The organism is Sphingobium sp. RC1, assembly GCF_059738765.1.
This window is the reverse complement of sequence record NZ_AP027306.1, coordinates 1,186,914-1,209,341: the sequence shown is the minus strand read 5'-3', so window position 1 is coordinate 1,209,341 and position 22,428 is coordinate 1,186,914. Positions and strand designations below refer to the sequence as shown.

19 protein-coding genes and 1 other RNA gene are annotated in these 22,428 nt (G+C 61.6%); 9 read left to right on the top strand and 11 right to left on the bottom strand.

The genetic code is table 11. From position 1 onward, the window contains the following. Positions 1 to 95: 95 nt before the first annotated feature. Positions 96 to 2,282, bottom strand: a complete 2,187-nt coding sequence (gene gspD, locus AC6JBC_RS05880) for a type II secretion system secretin GspD (RefSeq protein ID WP_498025889.1) — start codon at positions 2,280 to 2,282, stop codon at positions 96 to 98. Continuing rightward, positions 2,279 to 3,103: a type II secretion system protein N gene (locus tag AC6JBC_RS05875; RefSeq protein ID WP_498025888.1), complete on the bottom strand. Its 825-nt coding sequence runs from the start codon at positions 3,101 to 3,103 to the stop codon at positions 2,279 to 2,281. The genes gspD and AC6JBC_RS05875 overlap by 4 nt, the downstream gene beginning before the upstream one ends. A 168-nt stretch (positions 3,104 to 3,271) precedes the next feature. Between AC6JBC_RS05875 and AC6JBC_RS05870 the strand changes: the two genes are divergently transcribed. Beyond that, entirely contained in the window at positions 3,272 to 3,919 is a 648-nt protein-coding gene (locus AC6JBC_RS05870; RefSeq protein ID WP_498025887.1) for a prolyl hydroxylase family protein, read from the top strand. A 3-nt stretch (positions 3,920 to 3,922) separates the two neighbouring features. On the opposite strand, the gene AC6JBC_RS05865 is transcribed toward AC6JBC_RS05870, so the two are convergent. The 7 genes from AC6JBC_RS05865 to AC6JBC_RS05835 form a co-directional block, all read right to left on the bottom strand. Further along, positions 3,923 to 5,377 carry a CYTH and CHAD domain-containing protein gene (locus AC6JBC_RS05865; RefSeq protein WP_498025886.1) on the bottom strand — a complete coding sequence of 485 codons (1,455 nt, stop codon included), beginning with the start codon at positions 5,375 to 5,377 and terminating at the stop codon, positions 3,923 to 3,925. Between the two features lie 122 nt (positions 5,378 to 5,499). Next, entirely contained in the window at positions 5,500 to 8,178 is a 2,679-nt protein-coding gene (locus tag AC6JBC_RS05860) for a TonB-dependent receptor domain-containing protein (RefSeq protein WP_498025885.1), read from the bottom strand. A gap of 91 nt (positions 8,179 to 8,269) precedes the next feature. Beyond that, positions 8,270 to 9,862, bottom strand: coding sequence for a beta-helix domain-containing protein (locus AC6JBC_RS05855; protein WP_498025884.1), 1,593 nt, complete (start codon positions 9,860 to 9,862; stop codon positions 8,270 to 8,272). Between the two features lie 270 nt (positions 9,863 to 10,132). Next, complete coding sequence (locus AC6JBC_RS05850) at positions 10,133 to 10,516, bottom strand: tetratricopeptide repeat protein (protein WP_498025883.1); 384 nt, start codon at positions 10,514 to 10,516, stop codon at positions 10,133 to 10,135. A 303-nt stretch (positions 10,517 to 10,819) separates the two neighbouring features. Further along, positions 10,820 to 11,164: a transfer-messenger RNA gene (gene ssrA, locus AC6JBC_RS05845) on the bottom strand. Positions 11,165 to 11,169: 5 nt separating this feature from the next. Beyond that, positions 11,170 to 11,682, bottom strand: a complete 513-nt coding sequence (locus AC6JBC_RS05840; RefSeq protein ID WP_464788447.1) for a hemerythrin domain-containing protein — start codon at positions 11,680 to 11,682, stop codon at positions 11,170 to 11,172. A 67-nt stretch (positions 11,683 to 11,749) separates the two neighbouring features. Continuing rightward, complete coding sequence (locus AC6JBC_RS05835; RefSeq protein ID WP_498025882.1) at positions 11,750 to 12,151, bottom strand: DUF6766 family protein; 402 nt, start codon at positions 12,149 to 12,151, stop codon at positions 11,750 to 11,752. A 118-nt stretch (positions 12,152 to 12,269) separates the two neighbouring features. Between AC6JBC_RS05835 and AC6JBC_RS05830 the strand changes: the two genes are divergently transcribed. From AC6JBC_RS05830 to AC6JBC_RS05810, 5 genes are all read left to right on the top strand, one after another. Beyond that, positions 12,270 to 12,860 (top strand): anthranilate synthase component II, encoded by a 591-nt coding sequence (locus tag AC6JBC_RS05830; RefSeq protein ID WP_498025881.1) that lies wholly within the window; start codon positions 12,270 to 12,272, stop codon positions 12,858 to 12,860. A gap of 113 nt (positions 12,861 to 12,973) precedes the next feature. Then, positions 12,974 to 13,966: an anthranilate phosphoribosyltransferase gene (gene trpD, locus AC6JBC_RS05825; RefSeq protein ID WP_498025880.1), complete on the top strand. Its 993-nt coding sequence runs from the start codon at positions 12,974 to 12,976 to the stop codon at positions 13,964 to 13,966. Next, positions 13,963 to 14,754 (top strand): indole-3-glycerol phosphate synthase TrpC, encoded by a 792-nt coding sequence (gene trpC / locus AC6JBC_RS05820; RefSeq protein ID WP_464788444.1) that lies wholly within the window; start codon positions 13,963 to 13,965, stop codon positions 14,752 to 14,754. The genes trpD and trpC overlap by 4 nt, the downstream gene beginning before the upstream one ends. Beyond that, a complete protein-coding gene (gene moaC / locus AC6JBC_RS05815; RefSeq protein WP_498025879.1) occupies positions 14,751 to 15,221 on the top strand; it encodes a cyclic pyranopterin monophosphate synthase MoaC in 471 nt (156 codons plus the stop codon). The genes trpC and moaC overlap by 4 nt, the downstream gene beginning before the upstream one ends. Beyond that, on the top strand, positions 15,218 to 16,396 hold the full coding sequence (locus tag AC6JBC_RS05810) for a molybdopterin molybdotransferase MoeA (protein ID WP_498025878.1): 1,179 nt from the start codon (positions 15,218 to 15,220) through the stop codon (positions 16,394 to 16,396). Before moaC ends, AC6JBC_RS05810 begins: the two co-directional genes overlap by 4 nt. Positions 16,397 to 16,450: 54 nt before the next feature. Here the strand turns inward: AC6JBC_RS05810 and AC6JBC_RS05805 are convergent, their stop codons facing one another. Further along, entirely contained in the window at positions 16,451 to 16,603 is a 153-nt protein-coding gene (locus tag AC6JBC_RS05805) for a hypothetical protein (protein ID WP_196225777.1), read from the bottom strand. A gap of 152 nt (positions 16,604 to 16,755) precedes the next feature. On the opposite strand from AC6JBC_RS05805, the gene lexA reads away from it, so the two are divergent. Beyond that, the gene (lexA, locus tag AC6JBC_RS05800; protein WP_498025877.1) at positions 16,756 to 17,427 is read left to right on the top strand and encodes a transcriptional repressor LexA; all 672 of its coding nucleotides are present in this window, start codon (positions 16,756 to 16,758) and stop codon (positions 17,425 to 17,427) included. On the opposite strand, the gene AC6JBC_RS05795 is transcribed toward lexA, so the two are convergent. Beyond that, positions 17,388 to 19,562, bottom strand: coding sequence for a ComEC/Rec2 family competence protein (locus AC6JBC_RS05795; protein ID WP_498025876.1), 2,175 nt, complete (start codon positions 19,560 to 19,562; stop codon positions 17,388 to 17,390). The two genes, lexA and AC6JBC_RS05795, sit on opposite strands and share 40 nt — an antisense overlap. Positions 19,563 to 19,598: 36 nt before the next feature. Here AC6JBC_RS05795 and gltX point away from each other — a divergent pair, with 36 nt between their 5' ends. After that, the gene (gene gltX / locus AC6JBC_RS05790; RefSeq protein WP_498025875.1) at positions 19,599 to 21,062 is read left to right on the top strand and encodes a glutamate--tRNA ligase; all 1,464 of its coding nucleotides are present in this window, start codon (positions 19,599 to 19,601) and stop codon (positions 21,060 to 21,062) included. 10 nt (positions 21,063 to 21,072) lie between these two features. After that, positions 21,073 to 22,359 carry a citrate synthase gene (locus AC6JBC_RS05785; protein ID WP_449471612.1) on the top strand — a complete coding sequence of 429 codons (1,287 nt, stop codon included), beginning with the start codon at positions 21,073 to 21,075 and terminating at the stop codon, positions 22,357 to 22,359. Positions 22,360 to 22,428 lie beyond the last annotated feature (69 nt).

Below are 22,428 nucleotides of genomic sequence, written 5' to 3'. Positions count from 1 at the left end.
GCGCGCTGTGCGGCACGTCGAGATGGGAGTGGGGCTCGCTCACCCTAACCTCCGTTCGGGCTGAGCCTGTCGAAGCCCTCCCTTCGAAAAACGGTTCACCGCCGATCTCCATTCCCCGCACCGCCCACCGGCCGAACTACGCCGCTCGATTGCCGAACCGTCGGTTCAATCACCTGCGCCGGGCCAGCACTTGGCTGCGCCACCGCATCACTCGCCTGCATCGCAGCGGCTGGCGGTTCCGCGCCCATATAGTCGCGCACCAGTTCGTCGATGCTCGGTTCCTGATCGGGGTTCCGCGCCAACTGCATGTCCCGCACATAGCCATAGCGTTGCTGCGTCAGGCGCTGCGCATCCTCCTTCGACCGAAGGATGGTGGGCCGGATGAAGACCATCAGGTTGGTCTTGCTCCGGCTCTTGCTGCGCGACTTGAACAGCTCGCCCAGCCCCGGAATATCCGACAGCAGTGGAATACGCTCGATCGTCTTGCGCTCATTATCGTCCAAAAGGCCGCCAAGTGCCAAAATCTCGCCATCATCCACCGTGACCGTCGTCTCGATCTCACGCTTGTTGATGATGAGGTCGCTATTATTGTTGGACACCGGCCCGGCGACGCTCGACACTTCCTGCCTCAGGAACAGCTTGATCGCGCCGCCCGTATTGATCTGCGGCTTCACCTCCAGCTTGATGCCGACATCCTGCCGCTGGACAGTGCGGAACTGATTGTCGAAATTCTGGCTGAGCGCCTCGCCGGTCGTGATCGGCACCTGCTGCCCGACCAATATCGACGCCTTCTGATTGTCCAGCGTCATAACCGAAGGCGTAGACAGGATATTGCTGTCGGTGTCGGACCTGACTGCGTTGATGATCGCCCCAAAAATCCCGTTCCGCCCGATCTGCGTCGCAACCCCGCCAAAGCCGCCCGTCGCGTTCATCAAGCTATCGACCGCAGCCTGCTGCAAGGTGTTCGACAGGCTGCTATTCTCGGTCGAGGTGGTCGTCGTGGTCACGCCGCCGTTGACGACCGTCGTGGTGGTCTTGCCCAACTCGTTCGCGCCAATCGCCCCCGCCAGTGTCAGCAAGTTGGGAGAAGCGTTGGAATAATTGGTAGCAGCAAAACCCGTCTTGGTGCTGCCGATCAGGAACTGCACGCCCAGCTTCTTGGCGGCGGCATCGCTGATCTCGACGATGATCGCCTCGACCAGAACCTGCTCCCGCCTCGTATCGAGTTGCCGAACAGTCTCGCCAAGCATGCGCTGCACGTCGCTATTAGCCGCTACGATGATCGCATTGGCTCCCTCATAGCGGGTAACGATCGCGGGACCCCGCGTCGAAATGCCGCCACCCGAAGAACCCGCCGAACTCACCACCGCAGGCGCCGCCGCAACCGGAGCAGCACCATTCCCCGCCGCCGGAACCGAAGCCGTCACGGCAGAGTTGGACGATTGCCCAACCAATTGCTGCAACACAGGCAGCAGCTTTTCGGCATCCGCATGTTCCAGCCAATAGACGCGAATCTCCGTCCCGCTTGCCGCCTGCCGATCAAGATCGCGCGCCATCTGCGCCAATCTCGTCACCGTCCCGGCATCGCCCCGGATCGCGACCGAATTGCTGCTGTCGATCGGCACGATAGTCGCCGCGCGCTGCGTCCCTTCGCCACCATTCTGCACCAGCGCCTGAAGTGAAGTCGCGATTTCTCGCGCGCCGGCATTCCGCAGCATCACCGTCTGCGTCGCCGCCGTATCGCGATCGATCCGCGCCAGGACTTGTCGGATCCGCCCGATATTGTCGGCATAGTCGGCAACGACCACGCTGTTCCCGGCGCGGTTGGCGGTCACCGATCCATCCTTGCTGACCAGTGGCCGCAATGTCTCCAGCGCACTGGCCGCATCGATCGATCGCAGCCGGAAGACCTCAGTCACGAACTGGTTGCGATTGGCGCCCCGTCCAACAACGCTGGGTTGCCCGGCAGCCCCATCGGCGGGCTGAATGCGATAAGCACCGCCCGGCGCTGGCACCGCTACCAACCCATTCGCCCGCAACGTCGACAGGAAAATCTCGAAATATTCCGATCGCGACAGCGGCCGGTCGGTCACGACCGAAACCTTCCCCTGAACCCGATTGTCGATGATGAAGGTCCGCCCCGTCACGCGCGCGGCGTCCTGAATGAAGGCGCGAATATCGGCGTCGCGCACATTCAGCGTCTGCTGTGCCATGACGGGCGACCCAACAGGCGCGGCCAGAGCGAGGGCGGTCGCGGCGGAGAGAAGGAATTTTCTGGTCATTGGCCTTGCAGAGTAAGGTTGATCGTCGAAAGGCTGGCACCCCGCTCGACGGTCAGGGAAATGCGCGCGCCGGGCATGATCTTGCCCTGCAGCGCCTGGAGGTCGCTGGGCGAGCCAACCGGCTGCCCATCGACCTGGGTGACGATATCGCCGGGCTGGAAACCCGCATTCTGGAAAGTCGGCCCCTTGGCAGTCAGGATCAGCCCCGTGATCCGGCCATTCTGCATGCGCGGCGCGAAACCGATATCACGCTTCAGCCCCTCCGCTGTCGGATTGTCGATGCCGCCTGTCGGCGCTGGAACGACGCCGCCCTCGCCCGGCGCAGCGGCAGGCGCGGGCTGCGACTGGTCGAGGAATATCTGCTCTTCCGATCCGCCCCGGTCGATGGTGACATGGTCGAACGCCACCCCCTTCAACAGCACACCCGGCAAAACCTCGTCACCCACGGCAAAGCTGTTCTGCCCCCCGTCGGGGCCTGCAATGATGGCCGATCCCAGCCCCGACCCCTCGTTCAACCGGATGCCGTAAACCGTCAGTGCCAGCGAGGTGACGACCCCACCGCCCGCCGCCTGCTGCGGTCCAGTCCGGTAAAAGGGGTCGAAGCTCGAAAATAGCGCCTGCCGCGCCGCGAAATTCGGAAACTGCGCCTGCCGCCCTTCCCACGGTCCAAAGCTCCCGACCGGAGTCAGCACAGCCCAAACCAGCCTTGCACATTGCAGCGCGAGCAGGCCCAGCAACAGCTTCTCGGCAACCCGCGCCCAGTCGATCGGCGCGAGGCGGCTGCTAAGGCCTTGAAAGTCACTACGAAACGGCACGCGCATGGAACTTGGTGATCCCCCTTGACACCCGCGCTGCTAGGCAATTGTTTTTACTGCTGGATGACAGACTTGTGACCTATCCATGACAAGGGCAATCCGCAAGCGATGACGCTTGCATTTGGAGCGTCGGACGGTAGCAAAAGGCCCGATCCACCGCCCACGAAGGCGTCCATGCAGAGCCAGCCCATCCCTACAGCAGCCGATGCAGATCCGGCCTGGATCGCATCCCATCCACGCGTCCAGCGCGTGCCCAGCCGCGATCTGACGCTCTTCATCCAGCGGGATTTCCTGACAGCGGAAGAATGCGATGGCCTGATCACACGGATCGAGGCGCGCCGCCGCCCTTCCACCATCGCCGATGCCAATGGCGACACAGGCTTCCGCACCAGCGAGACTTGCGATCTCGACAACGCCGATCCCTTCATCGGGGCAATAGACGAAAAACTCGCCGCCTTCGCCGGGATCGCCCCATGTTTCGGAGAACCGATACAGGGGCAGCGGTATGCCGTGGGCCAGGAATTCAAGGCCCACACCGACTATTTCGATCCCGCTGGCCTCGACTTCGCCCGCTACTGCTCCGTATCAGGCAATCGCACATGGACGCTGATGGTCTATCTGAACCAGCCCCCTGCAGGCGACGCGACCCGCTTCGTCAATATCGGCAAGACGGTTCAGCCCGAACGTGGCAAGCTGCTCGCCTGGAACAATCGCCTTGAGCCCGGACGCTATAATGGGGCCAGCCTGCACCATGGCATGAAGGTGCGCAGCGGCGTCAAGCACATCGTCACCAAATGGTATCGAGAGAAGCCCTGGACCTGAGCTTCAACGCCAAAATCTCTTTCTATTCGCTAATTCATCATGGGCTTTGCCCGCCGCCGCCAGCAGCTTCTTCTTGCTCCGACCGCTCTTCACCAGATCGGCATCGACCGGCAGGCCATGCTGCGCCAACAGGGTGCGCACGTTGACCAGATCATTGAGCGCGCCCAGTTCGTCCTGCAATCCTTCCAGCGCATCGATGTAGCACGCGTGCTGTCGCCTCTGTTTCCTGGCGTCGAATAGACCCCCGAAAAATTCGGCGGCGTAGCGCAGCTTCTTCGCCTTCTTGCGCACCTCGTGACGGTGCGCGTCATCCAGCTTCGCCAGATGCCGTGCGTGCTTCATCTGCCAGCGATGAAAATGCTGCAAACGGCGCGCGGCAAACGCCTCCGCAGCCTCATCGCGCAACTTGCGGCCCTCGGCATCCGGCTCGCCCATTCCAAGCGTCAGCCATTCCACGATGTCGATCATCAAGCTCCGCGCCCGATCGGATTCCAGCGCATCGATCACCTTAACATGGACCGCCGCGCGGACGGCGGCCAGTTGCTCGTGCAGTTCGCCCGGCTTCACCCGTTCGATCAGCACATCCAGATCACGCGCCTCTCCCAGCAGCTGCGCCAGCCAGCGAAGTTCACCCTGAAAGCGGGTCACGTCTTGCGCTGCCAGCATTGACCTGAACAGCGTCAGCGCCGAACGCAGCCGCCGCACGCCTACACGCGCCTGATGCACAGCCTGCGGATCATAATGGTCGAGCAGCAGATCTTCGTTGAGCCGATATTGCCGCACACAGTTGCGAATAATGGCCGCGAACGCCTCCTGTGGACTTATGCCAGGCTTCAGCGCCAGCCCCTCCGCCTTGAAGCAGGCGGGCGCTGGAGCCAGCAGCCGATAGCCTCGTTCCGACTTTGCCGCGACGCCCAGCCGTAACGGCACCGCCGCCTCTATCCGCCTTGCGAACGCAAACAGGGCGGCTGGCTCCCCTGCCTTCAGCTCCAGTTCGACTTCACAGATGGGCGACTGCCGCTCACCCGCGCGGACCCATCCCCTGTCGAGCACCAATTCGAGCTCCGCGGCACCCTCGGCAATTTGCCATGTGCGCCGCTCGACCTCGACCTTGAACGCGGGCTCGATCATCTCCGTTGCATCACCCAAGACGCCCGCAATAGGTGTGCGGCTATCGATCACCGGGTCGTCCTGCCTGACCGGCATTTCCCATTCCGCCCGTGAGAACAGCGCTCCGCCCCGATCTTTACTACCGGCCTTGACGGTCTGGACGCGCTCCTCCCCTGATCTGCGGATGCGCAGCGTATATCCTCGCGCTTCCAACTGCTTGTCAGGCGTATCGAAATAGACGGCCTGAAGTTGCGACCGGCCGCTCTCAGCGGGCAGCAGCGCCAATTGCTCAAAGGCCTGCGCCGCCTGCTGCGACAGCTCCAGTTTCAGCTCGACTTCCTGCTTCACCGCCTGCCTCCGCCTCAGGCCAACCCCTAACACGGCGCAGGAAAACGCGCGAATCACAGATGGCAAAACGGCCGATCCGCGCGAAGCAGATCGGCCGCCAAGCCTCATCAAAGAAAGTTCAATCAGAGCGCCACGGTCAGCGAAGCCGCAAAGGTCGTGCCGATCTTGTATCGATTGTAGAACACCTTGTTGCCGCCCAGTTCCTGGAATTCCTGGAACTTGCGGCCGGTGATGTTACGCGCCTCAAACTTGAACTCGCCCTTCACCCCGCCCGGCAGGGTCACACCTTGCCGCGCCACGAAATCCAGCGTCAGGCCCGGCTTTTCCTTGATATCGGGCTGAAGGTTGGGACCACGGCTCGTAACGCGCGGGCTGGCATAGGTCAGCAATAGCGTCTGCTGCGACAGCCTGTCCGTGTCCTCAAGACCAAGCTGCAAATTGACCAGATGATCCGACTGGCCGGTCAGCGGCACCCCATCCTGGAAATAGTCGGACGCGGCGGGCAGCGAGCCGGTGGTATAGCTGTAGGGGATGGTCGTATCCCCTTCGCTCACCTTCAGCTTCGACTGGGTGTAGGTATAGTTGCCGATCAACACGATCCGACGGGTCTGGAAGAACGGGCTGCTCCAGTTATCGAGTGGCAAATATTTCTTCGCCTCGAACTCGACACCGTACAGCGTGGCTTCCGGCGCATTGGCGAAGCTGGTCGTCACGTCATATTTGTCGTTGATCGTCGTGTAGGTCTCGATCGGATTGTCGATCTTCTTCCAGAACGCCGCCGCCGTCAGCCGCTCATCCCGGCCCATATACCATTCCGCGCGCAGATCGGCATTCCACAACTCGCTATCCTGCAGGAAAGGGTTGCCGCGATAGAAGCGGTTGGAATCGGTATCGATATAAGGCTGGGCGATCAGCTCGCGGAACTGCGGGCGTGCAATCGTCTTGGAACCGCTCATGCGGAACTGCAGCCCCTTGGCCGCCTCGACAGTGATGGTCGCGGCGGGCAGCCAATATTCCTTGTTGATGCCGTTCACCGGCTCAACGCCCGTGTTATAGACGTCCACGCCGGTGACCGACTGACGCCCCTTCTCGTAACGCACGCCCACGTCCACGGTCACGCCCGCGATCGGCTGCACCTTCACCTGCGCATAGCCCGCATGCGTCCGCAGAGCGGCGTCATAGACGGGATAGTTGCCCGAAAAGTCCAGCAGCGACATGTCGAACAACTGGATCGAAGCGTCCGACAGCAGGTAGTCGGGCCGCAGCTGTTGCACGGCGATCGGCAGGTTAGTCGCGTCGAAATGCAGCTCATAGCGCGAGGACGTGCGCTTCGTATCGCTGAACGCATAGCCCGCCGTTGCCGTCAGATCGGGCGAGAATTTGTAGCTGAGGTCCCAGCCCGCCGACCACAAATCTTCGTTGAGATCGCTGAAGGTGATCGACGCATCGCCCCGCTGGCGGTTCAGCGCATTGACGAAGCGGTCACCGACTGGGTCAACCGCAAGGTCACGGTTGGTCCGCACATATTCAAACTCGCGCTCATAGGGCGCTTCCCGCTGTGAATTGGCATAGCCGCCCCGCAGGTCGAGGCTCAGGCCCTCCATCAGCTTGAGCTCACCCACCATCTGGGTGTCGATCAGCTGCCGCTCATACCAGGCGGTGTTCTGCTTCATATAGTCCGCGCCCGCGATCGCGCCGTCATTCTGCCCGAGCGTCAAGGCGCCGCGCTTCAGCGTGTCGCGGATATAGACGTTGGTCCAGCGGATCTTCTGGTCACCCAATTCAAGGCCGACCCCGAACAGGCTGTTGAACGTCACCTCATTATCCGTCGATACCTGAACGCCGTTCTTGCCGGGAGCCTGCTCCAGATTGATTGACGCCTGCTGTAGTGAGGACCGTGTCCGCCACTTGTTACTGTAGGATGCGGTGAACAGCACGCCCAACCGCCCGTCGCTACCCACGTCCATCGCAGTACCGGCGTTCAACGACCCCGAAAAGTTGAACGGCAGGCTGTTGGTCCGCTGAAGCACGGATGTCTTCGCATTCAGGAACTGCATCGAAATCGCCTGCAGGTCACCACGCGTCATGTTGGAGAATGGCACTCCACTATCGAACGCCTGCGCCAGCAGTGGCGGGACGTCGCGCGAACCGTCGTCAAAGCCGGTCCAGTCCGACTTTGATCCATAATAGGTGTAGCCCATGTTGCCCGACGTTTCGGTATTGGCGGAACTCCCGATCCCCAACTCCAGATAGCTTTCCACCGGAATGGCCTTGGTCGTCAGGTTGATGACACCGCCACCGAACTCACCAGGGAAATTGGCCGAATAGCTTTTCTGCACCATCGTCGATGCGATGACGCTGGTCGGGAAGATGTCGAGCGGCACGACGCGCTTCAGCGGTTCCGGGCTCGGCAGAGGCGACCCGTTCAGCAGCGCCAGCGAATAGCGGTCGCCAAGGCCACGCACATAGACATAGCCGCCCGACACGACCGAAAGGCCCGTCACGCGCTGCAATGACCCGGCGATGTCACCTTCGCCCGTGCGCTTGATGTCGGCGGCCGACAGCACGGTCACCACCTGCGGAGCGGCCTGGGACACGTTGCTGGTGCGGCGTCCCGTGACGATGATGTCCGATCCGGGCACGGAAACGTCGACATTGCCGGTCTGCGCATCGGCCTCTTCGGACGCGCTCGGCACGCCCGACGTCGGCGCGCTATCAATCGTGGTCTGCGCCATCACCGCCGGAGCGGAAAGGGCGGTCGAAATCAGGAGCATGCGCGCCAGGCTGAGCGGCTTCGACATGGCTTGGAGTCCCCCTTGGGAAAATTCTTTGTAAAGAGGGCGGGGAAGCGGCTGATGCACGCTCCCCCGCCCCTGTTCAGCGTCTGGTCGATCAGGTGGTCGGGATGGCGGTGCAGTTCGCGCTGCTGCTCCCGAAGCTCGCCGTGACCGAATTACAGGTCCAGCCCGCATACCAGGTGTCGTTGCTGTCCTTCACCGCGCCGATATAGTTGGTGGTGATGAAGTTGCTGTCGATCGTCTTAGGGTCGATCGCGGTGCGGGCCGTTTCCGTCGCCCCGTTGATGAACAGGCTGGTCAGCGAAGGCGTGTAGGCAAAGCTGCTGTTCGGATCGGTCGCGAAGATCGACTGGACCGTCGCGGCATCGACGCCGCCGGTCCCCTTGAACGGGGTAGCGTTGCACTGCATCGCGACCGACAGGTAACGCGGCTTGCCCGCATCCTGCAGCGCCGCGTCGGCATCACGCACCGTCGCCGCGCTGTTGATGCGCAGGCAGCTCTGGTCAGGGCTGACGATGATGCCGTTCACCATGGCAAGGTCAGCCCCGCCGCGCAGCATCATGGTCGCGCCGTCATCGCCGGTATTCGACCGCTGGATATGCGTGAAGTTCGCAACCTTCAGATACTGGCGGGGCAGCGCGTCTTCGGAGAAGCTGGTGCCGGTCGTCGAACCGTTCGAGTCCGTTTCGGTGAAGGTGTCGCCGATATTGTTGTTCGCACGCTGCACGGAGATGACAAACTGGGCCGTACCCCGAAAGCCCACGTCCGTATCCAGATTGTCGTCCTCATTACCGGTCAGCACCAGATACTTCATGTGGGTCGAACCACCGAAAGCCTCGATGCCGTCGTCCGAGCTGTTGTGAACCTGAATATGATCAAGCTGCGTGCCGGTGCCGACGCCCGAAGGGGTCAGGCCCTGCAGTTCCTTGCCATTCGCCAGCACGAAGCCGGAATAACGGATCTGGACATAGCTCATGCGGCCTGAATTGTCCGCGTCATTGTCGCCGCCATAGAGCGCGCCGGTCGTGCCCTCGGTGTCGCGCTGGCAGGCGGTGGTTCCCGGAGCCGCGTTAGGCGCCTGATCGCAGTCGGTGATCTTGGCGCGGCCCAGCAGCACGATGCCGCCCCACTGGCCTGACGACTGATCGGTGGCGGAACCGGTGACATTTTCACGGCTGGTGAAGACGATCGGCTGTGCGGCCGTGCCCACGGCGTTGATCTTGTTGCCGCGATTGACGGCCAGGAATGCGCTACCGGTGCCAGCAAACACCACCACGCCCGGATCAACCGTCAGCGTCACATTGGAGCCGGTGCTCGCAGCGCCCTGATCAGTGCCGACATCGACGCGGCCGGGCAGCGAATAGATGACGCCCGCCGTCTTGGCGATCGCGGTCGAGCTGTTGAAACGCGCGGGGAAGCCGCAATTGCGCCACGTATTGGTGCCGTCGCTGATAGTGCCTAGGTTGGTTAGCTGATCCGCGCCAGAGATGGTCGGGCAGTCGGCAGCAGCAGTCACATTGCCCGGCGTTGGAGTGGGCGTCGGCGTCGGGCTCGGCGAAGGCGTCGGCGCGGGCAGGACGATCGCCCCCTCGCCCGGCGAAGCGATGTCATCGGCACCGCAGGCGCTCAGAGCAGCGCAGGCGCAACCCGCCATCAGGATGGTATTGATACGATTAGTCTTGACCATGTCGTCTCCGCTCCGGCGATGCCGGTTTGTGTTAAGATGCGGAGCGAAGGGGATTCACGAATCGGACAACGCCCCCTGCCGCCCTCAGTCGCCGCAGCTAGGCGCGCCGGATGACAGAGACATTTTGCTTCCGTGACGGGAGAGTGACTTTAAAATGACAGTTCAGAGACTCTTGTTTCACTTTGATGATTGCGAGAGCCGCGAATGCAAAAAGAAAGGCGCCGTCCCACCGGACGACGCCCCACTGTTCCACGACTTAACGCGCTGAAGTCAACGCATGGCGTAGCTCGCCTTGAGGCGGCCGAGCGCGCGGCGGGCAATATCCCGCGAAGATGCTTCGTCGCCATTCGCGAGCAGCAATGTCGATTCAGGCGCGAAACGGGCGGCGCCATAAGCCTCTCGCGCCTCCTTCATCCGCCCCAGGCCCGCATAAGCGTTGCCAAGGTTGATCAACCGAGCCGGATCATTCGCCCCGTCCGGCCACATCGGCGCAAGGCGGCGAACGGCCTTTTCATAATCCTTCGCAAGCAAGGCCGGAGCGGCCAATTGCCCATCGGGAACGCCGACCACAACCACTTCATCGGATGAAGCCACGGCCGCGCCCGACATGCCCCCCGCCAGCACCAGCCCGACGATCGCCGCTACCTTCATCATCCAATTTCTCCCGAAAAACTTTCTACAATAGCCGGGATTATTTCATCTCGATGACATGTGCACAAGAAGCGAACTGTATCCAAAAAAGGATTATTAATTATTATAATTCAATATGTTATAAAGTTTTCTTCTAACTGTCATAAAAGTGTAATTGAACCGTATTGGTTTCTGTCAGCCGATTCGCGGCGACATTTAGCTGACGCTGCCAATAACGGGTATAACCCACCACGCAGGACGGCCACCAATATCACTCGAATGAAGGAAGTCCGGAGGATTCTGTTGCCCGGCTCCTCCGGAAGCCGCTGAATTCCCTTCTGTTGCCCGGTGGGTTCAACCGCGTTCTTTTTGGGTAATGTCAGGCCGTGAGGCCATCAATTACGCAGCAAGAGCAAGAGCCTCGTTATCGTTGGCACTTACGTGTTTTGAACATTTTTACGGCTTACTCAGGCCGGGTGAAGACATCGCCTTTCAACACACGTCGATCCTAGTTCGGCCCCGTCAGACACCCCGTACAAGCCGGGATATGTGGTGGAGCCGCCGGGTACTGCCCCCGGGTCCGCTGCGCCTATTACACGACACGATTTATCACCATAGCCGGGCGAACCCGGCAAAACCCATATGGGACAGCGCGCCCCATTTATCAACCTTTTCGGTCAGGCCGGGACCAGATGAACGGCCTTGGGCTTGGCGACCGGCAATCCGCTGGCCTTCGCTTGCGCCATCAGTTCCTGCTTGCGCATCATCATCCTGTCACGCAGCGCCACCAGATCCACTTCTGTCTTGCGGCACTGAGCGAACATGCCGTCAGACTGCCTTTCCTCTTCCTTCACATGATGCTTGATCTCTTCGGACAGCACCTTGACCTTGGCATCGTAGAAATCATCTTCCGGTGATCCGGCCTCGATATCATTCACCAGCACCTTCGCACCGTCATGCTCGACATAGGCTTCATCAAGCGTGTCGTCCTCGATCTTGCCACGAAAGGCGGGGTAGAAAATCTCTTCCTCGATCGTGGTGTGGATCTTCAACTCGATGCAAATCTGATGCGCGATTTCCTGCTTCCGGTTTGCAGCCCTCGCCTTTTCAAACTGTTCGAACAGGTCCTCGACCTTGCGATGATCAGCTTTCAACAGGGCGATCGCATCGGTAAACTCAGCTTTGGCCATTTCCGTCCTCCTCACGAACACATATCGTCAAGAAGCGGCTGACAAGCCTCCGGGTTCCGTCCTGCTATCATTCATAGCCCAGATCAGTGTCGTGCGGCTTCGCATGACCACCGGCGCGCAGATAACGGCTGTCGATTTCGCGGATCAACTGCTCGGCATCCTTGCCACCGGCCATTTTCAGCAGTTCGTCTACCTTCACTTCCAACCGGTCGTCATTCTCCTTGGAGGCTGGCGAGCCGACATAGAGGAAATAGGCCAGGCCTACGACTTGCCAGATCAGCTGGAGAAATTCCGACTGCCAATTCTCGAACGTATCCCGGCCCATCTCAATGGCATAGGCCGCCAGTTCAGGCACCTGCCCGTGCGTCTTTGCATCATCAACATAGGCCCACCAGCCAAACACCCAATGACCAACGATCGACACCAGGAAGAACAGGGCCGTGATCCAACCATAGGCGTAGCGCTTCATACCATCCTCCCTCATGTCGCTCCGGAAGGACAACGCAAAAGCATGTAGCCGGTTCAGCCAACTGCAAACGCCGATTCCGATTGGCCCGGCGCGCTTCGCTGTTTATAGCCATGATCCCATGATCCTCGTCATCGACAATTATGACAGCTTCACCTGGAATCTGGTCCACTACCTCATGGAACTGGGTGCAGAGGTGGAGGTCGTCCGCAACGACGCCATTTCGGCAGGGCAGGCCCTCTCCAGCGGCGCCAGCGCCTTCCTGCTTTCGCCCGGTCCCTGCACGCCCAATGAGGCTGGTGTCAGCCTTGACCTTGTCGCCGCCGCCGCAGACGCGGGCGCACCCCTGCTGGGCGTATGTCTCGGCCATCAGGCGATCGGCCAGCATTTCGGCGGGCAAGTCGTTCGGGGCGGCCTGATGCATGGCAAGACCTCCCCTGTCACTCATGACGGCACAGGGCTTTTCGCGGGCATCCCATCACCCTTCACCGCGACCCGCTATCATTCGCTCATCGTCGATAACATTCCGCAGAGCCTCGTCGTGAACGCGACCAGCGAGGACGGATCGGTCATGGCCTTCCGCCATCAAAGCCTTCCGATCCACTCGGTCCAGTTCCATCCCGAAAGCATCGCCACCGAATATGGGCATGAGATGCTGGCGAACTTCATGCGGATCGCCGGGATTCCGGTAAAGGAACGCGAAGCCGCCTGATGTCGGTTTCGCGGCGGAGCGAACGAGACACAGGGCTTCGCCGTGCCATGTGCGAAAGACTTTCCCGCAGCCTCCCCTCGACTCCGGTGCAGCGTCGTGATTAAGGCAACGCGATGACCCGCCTGCCCGATCCCGCAGCGCCGCTGAGCGCCACCGAGGCCGCCGCTGCCTTCGACCTGCTGTTCGACGGCGACCTGCCAGAGGCGGAGATCGCCGCCTTCCTCGTCACCATGGCCCAGCGCGGCGAGTCCGCGACGGAGATCGCCGCCGCCGCCCGCGCAATGCGGGCGCGCATGATCCCCATCGCCGCCCCCGCTGGCGCAATCGATGTCTGCGGCACAGGTGGAGATGGCCACCATACGCTTAACGTCTCGACCGCCGTCAGTCTTGTGGTAGCCGCCGCCGGAGTGCCCGTCGCCAAGCATGGCAACCGCGCCGCATCATCCAAGGCCGGGGCCGCCGACACGCTCGAAGCACTCGGCCTCGATCTTGATCGCGTCGCCGATACGGCGGAGGCAACGCTGGCCGACCTCGGCATCTGCTTCCTGTTCGCGCAGAAACATCACCCCGCGCTCAAACGCTTTGGCCCGATCCGCAAGGCCATCGGCCAGCGCACCATCTTCAACCTGATGGGTCCACTCGCCAATCCGGCAGGAGTGCGCCGTCAACTCGTCGGCATCGCGCGGCCCGCCTATGTCCCCATCTATGCCGAGGCGCTGGCGGAACTTGGCGTCGATCGCGCCATGATCGTTTCGGGGGATGAAGGACTTGACGAGCTCTCCCTCGCGGGCGGCAACGACGTCGCCGAAGTAACCGCGCAGGGCATCGTCGCCATGCGTCGCCTCACCCCGGCCGACGCCGGACTGCCGACGCACCCGGTTGAGGCAATCCGTGGCGGCGACCCCGCGCATAATGCCGCCGCCCTACGCGCCCTCCTTCAGGGCGAATCCGGCGCATATCGCGACGCCGTTCTGCTGAACGCAGCCGCTGCCCTTGTCGTAGCGGATGCGGTTGCCGATCTGCGAGAAGGTGTCGAGGAAGCTGCCGAAACTATCGACCGCGGGCTTGCCAACGCGCTGCTCAATTGCTGGATTGCCTATAAATGACGAACAAGCTGATCGAAATCTGCGATACGAAGCGTGAGGAAGTGGCCCGCCGCAAGGCCGCCGTCACCGTCTCGACCCTTCACGCCCGCGCGGCCGAACAGACACCCCCGCGCGGCTTCCGCCAGGCACTGGACAGCGCCGCCCGCTCGGGCTTCGGCCTCATCGCGGAAATCAAAAAGGCCAGCCCCTCCAAGGGCCTGATCCGAGAAAATTTCGACCCGCCCGCCCATGCTCAGGCCTACGCCGCCGCTGGTGCCGCCTGCCTGTCGGTCTTGACAGACGAACCCTATTTCCAGGGCCATGACGACTATCTGATGGCCGCCCGTTCCGCCTGTGCCCTCCCCGTCCTGCGCAAGGATTTCATGGTCGATCCCTGGCAAGTCCTCGAAAGCCGCTCGCTCGGAGCCGACGCCATCCTCATCATCGCCGCCGCGCTGGACGACAATCAGATGGCGGAAATAGAGGATGCCGCACTTGGCCTTGGCATGGACGCGCTCGTCGAAGTGCACGACGCCCATGAACTGGAACGCGCGCTGAAGCTCCGCTCACGATTGATCGGCGTCAACAACCGCGACCTGCGAGACTTTAGCGTCGATTTCGCCCGCACCTACGAACTGGTCGGCCAGGCTCCGGAAGGCTGCACCTTCGTCGCCGAAAGCGGCCTCGGCAGCCACGCCGACCTGATCGCCATGTCCGAACATGGCGTACGATGCTTCCTGGTAGGCGAAAGCCTGATGCGCCAGTCCGATGTCGAAGCCGCCACCCGCGCGCTGCTGACCGGCGCATGAGCAAGCTCACCCATCTTGATGAGGATGGATCGGCCCATATGGTCGATGTTTCCGCCAAGGCCGTGACCGCCCGCGAAGCCATCGCCACCGGCCACATCGCCATGAGTGTCGAAGCCGCGGCCGCTATCGCGCAAGGACTGGTAAAGAAAGGCGATGTGCTGGCGGTAGCGCGAGTGGCAGGCATCATGGCGGCAAAGCGGACCGCCGACATCATCCCCCTCTGTCATCCCATCGCCCTGACCTCGGTGACTATCGACTTCGATCTGGATACAGAGGGCGTCACCGTCACCGCGACCACCAGAAGCGCGGGTCAAACCGGCGTTGAGATGGAAGCGCTTACCGCCACCTCTGCCGCCCTGCTGACCATCTATGACATGGCAAAGGCGATCGATAAGGGCATGATCATCGGCAATGTCCGGTTGCTCGCAAAGTCGGGCGGCAAGTCGGGCGACTGGCGCGCGCCATGAGTCTGCTCCCGGTCGCGGAGGCTCAGGCGCGCCTGCTTGCGCTGGGTAGCCGCTTACCGGAAGAGGATGCCCCGGTTTCCAACTGTGCAGGCCGATGGCTCGCACGGGACATCTTTGCTCTGCGCGATCAGCCTTGGGCAAATCTATCGGCGATGGATGGTTACGCCATTCGTGCGGCAGAATGGCCTGGTCCCTGGCGCCTAACCGCTGAAAGTACAGCAGGCGGCTCCCTCCCCTCCGCTTTGGGTCCGGGGGAATGCTGCCGCATCTTCACCGGCGCGCCTCTGCCACCCGGTGCCGATACCGTCCTGATCCAGGAAGACGCGCAGCTGGACGGCCAGCTCGTGCACCCGCTCGGCTCTCCACTACCCACAGGACGAAACGTGCGCCCCGCGGCAAGCGACTTTGGCGCAAATCATCTATTGCTGCCTGCCGGTTGCGCACTGGGTCCCGCGCAGATTGCTCTTGTCGTTCTTGGGGGCCACGGAACCCTCCCGATCGGCGGCCGTCCGCGCATCGCCCTGATCTCTACCGGCAATGAACTCGTTCCTCCTGGAGCGCCCACGCCCTCTGGCCGCTTGCCATCCTCCAACGCGCCCATGCTTGCCTCCATGCTAGGCCAGGCAGGCGCGGAGGTTATCGACTTCGGCATCGTTCCCGACGATCTGGACGCAATGGTCCGGTCGCTCAAAGAAGCCGCCGGGGCCGACATCATCGTCTCGACCGGAGGCGCCTCGGTCGGCGATCACGACTTGGTGAGGCCAGCTTTCCAGGCGGCAGGCGGCACTTTGGATTTCTGGAAGATTCGCATGCGCCCCGGCAAGCCGCTCATGGCGGGAAAGCTGGGTGACACCCTGTTCCTCGGTCTCCCCGGCAACCCCGTGTCCGCCTTCGTGACAGCAACGCTATTCCTGCTGCCCCTTGTGCGGCACATGGCCGGAGCCGCCAACCCGCTACCCCGTACGATGATCGCGGAACTCGCCGCCCCCCTCCCCGCGACAGGAGAGCGCGACGACTATCTTCGTGCCTACCTCACCGATGCCGGTCTGGTCTCCGTTACCTCGCAGGACAGCGCCGCTACCGCAGCCCTGGCTCAAGCGGGGTGCCTGATCCTTCGACCGGCCGACTCACCCCCAGCCGCCGTAGGGGACAAAGTAACCATCGTTCCGCTCTGACAATGAGAAAGGGGCCGCAATGCGGCCCCTCCCCGTGATCCAACCAAACGTAGATCAGCGCTGCTGCTTGCTGTGATCGCTCTTGTCCTTGCGGCTCTCGCCCATTTGACCTTGGCGATTTTCCTGCTGCTGCTGACGCCCGCCCTGACTTGAGCGGTCACCACCTTGCTGGCGGCGCTGTTTGTCCTGATCGTTCTGGTTCGCCATCTTACTCTCCTATTCACCCTCTTTGGGAAGGCCGCTATTGAACGGCTGTGACGCAGGTCCGTTCCTTTCGTTACGCTTGGCGCAAGCCCGCTTGACTTGCCCCCTTACGTTTCCTATGCGTTCTCCATCCGTTCCATGGAGGATAAGTCGGCATGCTGACGCCCAAGCAACAGGAATTGCTCAGCTTCATTCAAACTCGGCTCGAGGAAGGCGGGGTTTCACCTTCGTTCGAGGAGATGAAGGAAGCGCTCGATCTGCGGTCGAAATCCGGGATTCACCGGTTGATTAATGCGCTGGAAGAACGCGGGTTCATCCGTCGCCTGCCAAATCGGGCACGAGCACTGGAGGTTTTGAAACTTCCTGAAGCGATGCATCGCGCACCCAAGGTTGCAGCGACACCCAAGCCGCAACTGTCGGCCAAGCCCCCGGTCGCAGCCAATGACGTGATCGACATCCCCCTTCACGGTCGGATTGCCGCAGGCGTCCCGATCGAAGCCATGGAAGGACAGAATATGCTGTCGGTTCCTGCCGCTCTACTGGGTGCCGGAGACCATTATGCTCTTGAGGTTTCTGGCGATTCGATGATCGATGCGGGCATCCTCGACGGCGACTTCGCACTGATCCAACGCACTGAAGTCGCGCGCGAGGGGCAAATCGTGGTCGCACTGATCGAGGATAGCGAGGCGACCCTGAAATATTATCATCGCCAGGGACCTAAGGTCAGGCTCGATCCGGCCAACAATGCTTATGAGCCGCAAATCTACGATTCGGAGCAGGTGCGCATTCAAGGAAAGCTGGCTGGTCTGCTGCGACGGTACAACTGATCGGATCGACGGCGCGACGGTAAATAGGGAGGCCGGGCGACCCACGGATGTGCGTCGCCCACTGTTTTGCCGGTTCGCACGGTTCCTCCATCAAGATCGATCGCCAGCCCGCCGGTATGTGCCAACAACCGCCGGTCGGCTTTCATCCAGCGGGGCCGACACCATGACGGCAGACGGCGGTCAGCGATAACGATGTCGGCACGCGCGCAATCGCGTGCCAGGCTGTCCTTGGGCACGACAACCCCGCTTCTCGTCACCAATAGCTGCCATATGCGCCCTCCTCCGGTTAGGGCCACCATGCATAAGTCCATGGAACAGCGCGCCTCGGGCAAGTCTGCAAGAGCGCCCAGCGGACCTCCATAGCCTGCACTCTCTGCGATCATATCGCGGACATAATCACCTGCCCGCTCACGCAGAATAGCCATGCCACCGTCCTGCCCGCGAACGGCCACATGGCGCCCATCGGCTGTCACCAGAATGTCGGGTGGCGAACTCATAATAATGATGGCCATCCCCAGCGCCACGGGGGCCAGTCCCACCCAGCGCCAAGCGCTTCGCCAAAGCAGGCACCAAAGGCCGCCCAGCACGATGATCCCGAAAATCAGGTTGGACACGGCAGGCGCAGTGACGATCGCCCAAGGACTTGCCGCCACCCCATGCGCGATCAGCAACAGCAGATCGAGCGCGCGGCCCGTCAACCACCAGGCAGGAGCCCCAAGACCGGCAACATCCAGCAGCAAAGCCAACGCCTCCAGCGGCATGACGACAAAGGTCGTCAGGGGGATAGCCACCAGGTTTGCAAAAGCGCCTATCATCCCGGCCTTGTGAAAGTGGAACAACGCGATCGGCGCCAGAACCATTTCCACCGCAAAGCCGGAGAGGAGCAGGACGGCAAGGTGGCGACCCAGTCGCCGAAGTGCCGACTCCTCACGGGATGCCGCGAATGCCCGAAAGCGGTGATGTTCGCCCAAGGCAACAATAGCGATAACTGCGGCGAAACTCATCTGGAAGCTTGGCCCCGACAGCGCCTCTGGCCATGCCAACAGAACCACCAATGCCCCGGCAGCTATCAGCCGCAAGGTGATGGCTTCGCGGCCAAGCGCAAGCCCGCCCAGCACCAACAGTGCCGCGACGCAGGATCGGACCGTCGGCACTTCCGCGCCCGTCAGCAAAGTATATCCTAGGCCCGCCAGCGCGCCACCGGCGGCAGCGATCAGCATCAATGGCCAATCCAACGCCGCACGTCGGCTGAGTGCCATGATCCGCATCAGCAGAAAAATGACCGCACCGATAAGGGCGGTGACGTGCAACCCGCTGATCGAGAGCAGATGGGCAAGGCCGCTGCGGCGCATCGCGTCGGCGTCCGCCTCGCTGATGGCGCCCTGATCCCCCGTCGCCAGCGCTGCGGCTATGCCCGCTCCGTCCCCATTCGCATTTTTCAATATGTGCGCGAAAAGACGATTGCGCAGAGGCGGCGCCTCCACTGAGGAGTGTAGAACGACGATGGGCTTGAGAGCGCGTCCAGTTGCCCCGATCCCCTGAAAATAAGCGCGACGCGAAAAATCATAGCTGCCGGGCAGGCTCGCTTCGGCAGGAGGCATCAACCGGGCGCGAAAGCGAATGACGGCACCTTTGCCAACCCCTTCGGGTAGGTCCGCCGCCGCTATGTTCACCCGGATCAAGGAAGGCAGCGCAGGCATGTTGATCGGATGGATCGATACGCGACTCATCTGCTGCGCAGGCACCGTATCTGCTGACCTGACTTCGCCAGTCACTTCTACAAATGCGGCACGCGGCAATGGTGCCGTGCCGACAATCAGGGCTTTCCCCCATATCAACAGGCAACCTGACGCCGCGAGCAGACCGCCCAATATAATCGCATGGCGTATCCGGCCGCCCTCCGGCAGCATCGATCCGCCGCTCGCGAGCGCAATCGCGCAACAGCAAAAAGACAACCATGTCAGCTGGTTAGGTAGAAAGAACCAAGCCGCTATGCCCAATCCAAGGCCCACCGGCACCCAAAGCGCGAGCTGCTCACGCTCAGCCTCCAATGCCTGTTCGAGGCGCGCGAAAAGCTGATGGCCGCTGCGCCTTATTATCGGGGCAACGGACGTTTGTCGTGGCTCAAAAGCCATGCTAGGGGGCGTCGCGTTCATGAATGAGCAAGGCGGATGTCGAGGAATAAAGCGGTGAGTGCAACGGGTTTGAACAAGCAGGTGGTAACCCGTTTCGCGCCATCGCCCACGGGATTTCTTCACATCGGCGGCGCACGCACCGCGTTGTTCAACTGGTTATTCGCCCGACACCATGGCGGCAAGTTCCTGTTGCGCATCGAAGATACCGATCGCGCCCGTTCGACAGAGGATGCTGTCGCAGCGATCTTCGACGGCCTTGAATGGCTCGGCCTTGCAGGCGACGAGCCCGCCGTCTTTCAGTTTGAGCAATCGCAGCGGCACGCAGAGGTCGCTAATCAGTTGCTCGCGGCTGGCCATGCCTATCGCTGCTATGCGACCCCCGAAGAACTGGCTGAACTGCGCGAACAGCAGCGCGCCGCAAAGCAGCCAATGCGTTATGATGGCCGCTGGCGGGACCGTGATCCTTCGGAAGCTCCGGCCGATGCTCCGTTCGTCATTCGGCTCAAGGCGCCACGCGAAGGCGAGACGGTCATCGACGATGCGGTCCAGGGCCGGGTCGTTGTGCAGAATGCGGAGCTGGATGACATGATCCTGCTCCGCTCCGACGGGACGCCAACCTATATGCTCGCCGTCGTGGTCGATGATAACGACATGGGCGTCACACATGTGATCCGCGGCGACGACCATCTGAACAATGCATTTCGTCAGCTCGGCATTATTAAGGCGATGGGCTGGGAAGAGCCGGTATATGCCCATATTCCCTTGATCCACGGATCGGACGGCGCGAAGTTATCGAAACGGCATGGCGCGCTGGGCGTCGATGCCTATCGCGACGAGATGGGCATGCTGCCCGAAGCCGTGCTCAATTATCTTCTGCGTCTCGGCTGGGGCTATGGCGATGAAGAAACCATCTCCCGAGATCGCGCGATCGAACTGTTCGACATAAGCGGCGTCGGCCGATCGCCCTCCCGCTTCGACATCAAGAAGCTTGAAAATCTCAACGCATTCTACCTGCGTGAGGCCGATGATCAGCGCCTGGCGGAACTGGTCCTGCCGCGCGTGGCGCAACGGCTCGGCACGACCCCGTCGGTCGAGGCGATGGCGCTTCTCACGCAAGCCATGCCTTCGCTCAAGCCACGCGCGAAGACACTTAACGAGATTGCCGAAGGCGCCGAGTTCCTGTTCAAGGCAGGCCCGCTGGATTTTGACGACAAGGCAATTGCTCTGCTAGACGACTCGGCGCGCGAGCTGCTTGGGAAGACCGCCGACGCTCTTGATTCCGTCCCCTCCTGGACGGTCGAAGCGATCGAGGAAGCGATCCGCCGCGTGGCAGAGGAAGTCGGATTGGGGTTGGGCAAAGTGGCTCAACCGCTACGCGCGGCGCTAACCGGTCGCACGGTTTCGCCGGGGATATTTGATGTCCTTTTCCTTCTTGGAAAAGACAGGAGCTTGGAGCGGCTCGCGGATGCCAGGCAGGCATCGCGCGCCGTTGGCAAATAAGGAGAACGAGATGTCGGACAATAATGCCACTTTGACAGTCGGCGGCGATACCAAGGACTACGGTATCCTGAGCGGTTCCGTCGGCCCCAAGGTCATCGACGTTCGCAAGCTCTACGCCAACACCGGCATGTTCACCTATGATCCGGGCTTCACCTCGACCGCCAGCTGCGATTCGGGCCTGACCTATATCGATGGTGACGCCGGCATCCTGCTCCATCGCGGCTATCCCATCGATCAGCTGGCAGAACAATCCAGCTTTATGGAAGTCAGCTACCTCCTGCTGAATGGCGAACTGCCTTCGAAGGCGGATTTGGAGGACTTCACCCGCACAATCACCCGTCACACCATGGTGCACGAGCAGCTCACCACCTTCTATCGTGGCTTCCGCCGCGACGCGCACCCCATGGCGATCATGTGCGGCGTGGTGGGTGCGCTGTCCGCATTCTACCATGACTCGACGGACATTAATGATCCGGAACAGCGCAAGATCGCGAGCCACCGCCTGATCGCCAAGATGCCTACAATCGCGGCCATGGCGTACAAATATTCGGTGGGACAGCCTTTCGTGTATCCCCGCAACGACCTCAGCTACACCGCCAATTTCCTGCGGATGACCTTCTCGGTCCCCGCCGAGGAATATGAACCCGATCCGGTCATCGTGGACGCGATGGACAAGATCTTCATCCTGCATGCTGACCACGAGCAGAACGCATCGACGTCGACCGTCCGTCTCGCTGGCTCCTCGGGCGCCAATCCCTTCGCTTGCATCGCTGCTGGCATCGCTTGCCTCTGGGGTCCTGCGCATGGCGGCGCGAACGAAGCCGCGCTCAATATGCTGCGCGAGATCGGCACTGTTGACCGCATTCCGGAATATATCGCCCGCGCCAAGAACAAGGATGATCCGTTCCGCCTGATGGGCTTTGGCCATCGCGTGTACAAGAACTACGATCCGCGCGCGACCGTCATGCAGAAGACGGCAAAGGACGTCCTGGCAAAGCTGGGCGTCAACGATCCCGTCTTTGACGTCGCCAAGGAACTGGAGCAGATCGCGCTCAACGATCCCTACTTCATCGAAAAGAAGCTCTACCCGAACGTGGACTTCTATTCGGGCGTGATCCTGTCGGCGATCGGCTTCCCGACCGAGATGTTCACGGTGCTCTTCGCCCTTGCCCGCACGGTTGGCTGGGTCGCGCAGTGGAATGAAATGATTTCGGACCCAGCGCAGAAGATTGGTCGTCCGCGCCAGCTCTACACCGGCCCGGCAGAGCGCGACTATGTCCCGGTTAGCCAGCGCTAATCGCGGTCAACCGATAAAAAAGGCGGCGCCAAATCGGCGCCGTTTTTTTTATTCTAGAGCGGTTTTCGA

Coding starts and splice junctions, on each gene's coding strand:
- trpD (WP_498025880.1), top strand. CDS start 12,974: ATGACCCGCCTGCCCGATCCCGCAGCGCCGCTGAGCGCCACCGAGGCC.
- AC6JBC_RS05795 (WP_498025876.1), bottom strand. CDS start 19,562: ATGGCTTTTGAGCCACGACAAACGTCCGTTGCCCCGATAATAAGGCGC.
- trpC (WP_464788444.1), top strand. CDS start 13,963: ATGACGAACAAGCTGATCGAAATCTGCGATACGAAGCGTGAGGAAGTG.
- lexA (WP_498025877.1), top strand. CDS start 16,756: ATGCTGACGCCCAAGCAACAGGAATTGCTCAGCTTCATTCAAACTCGG.
- gspD (WP_498025889.1), bottom strand. CDS start 2,282: ATGACCAGAAAATTCCTTCTCTCCGCCGCGACCGCCCTCGCTCTGGCC.
- AC6JBC_RS05830 (WP_498025881.1), top strand. CDS start 12,270: ATGATCCTCGTCATCGACAATTATGACAGCTTCACCTGGAATCTGGTC.
- AC6JBC_RS05835 (WP_498025882.1), bottom strand. CDS start 12,151: ATGAAGCGCTACGCCTATGGTTGGATCACGGCCCTGTTCTTCCTGGTG.
- AC6JBC_RS05810 (WP_498025878.1), top strand. CDS start 15,218: ATGAGTCTGCTCCCGGTCGCGGAGGCTCAGGCGCGCCTGCTTGCGCTG.
- AC6JBC_RS05805 (WP_196225777.1), bottom strand. CDS start 16,603: ATGGCGAACCAGAACGATCAGGACAAACAGCGCCGCCAGCAAGGTGGT.
- AC6JBC_RS05840 (WP_464788447.1), bottom strand. CDS start 11,682: ATGGCCAAAGCTGAGTTTACCGATGCGATCGCCCTGTTGAAAGCTGAT.
- gltX (WP_498025875.1), top strand. CDS start 19,599: ATGTCGAGGAATAAAGCGGTGAGTGCAACGGGTTTGAACAAGCAGGTG.
- moaC (WP_498025879.1), top strand. CDS start 14,751: ATGAGCAAGCTCACCCATCTTGATGAGGATGGATCGGCCCATATGGTC.
- AC6JBC_RS05870 (WP_498025887.1), top strand. CDS start 3,272: ATGCAGAGCCAGCCCATCCCTACAGCAGCCGATGCAGATCCGGCCTGG.
- AC6JBC_RS05860 (WP_498025885.1), bottom strand. CDS start 8,178: ATGTCGAAGCCGCTCAGCCTGGCGCGCATGCTCCTGATTTCGACCGCC.
- AC6JBC_RS05875 (WP_498025888.1), bottom strand. CDS start 3,103: ATGCGCGTGCCGTTTCGTAGTGACTTTCAAGGCCTTAGCAGCCGCCTC.
- AC6JBC_RS05785 (WP_449471612.1), top strand. CDS start 21,073: ATGTCGGACAATAATGCCACTTTGACAGTCGGCGGCGATACCAAGGAC.
- AC6JBC_RS05855 (WP_498025884.1), bottom strand. CDS start 9,862: ATGGTCAAGACTAATCGTATCAATACCATCCTGATGGCGGGTTGCGCC.
- AC6JBC_RS05850 (WP_498025883.1), bottom strand. CDS start 10,516: ATGATGAAGGTAGCGGCGATCGTCGGGCTGGTGCTGGCGGGGGGCATG.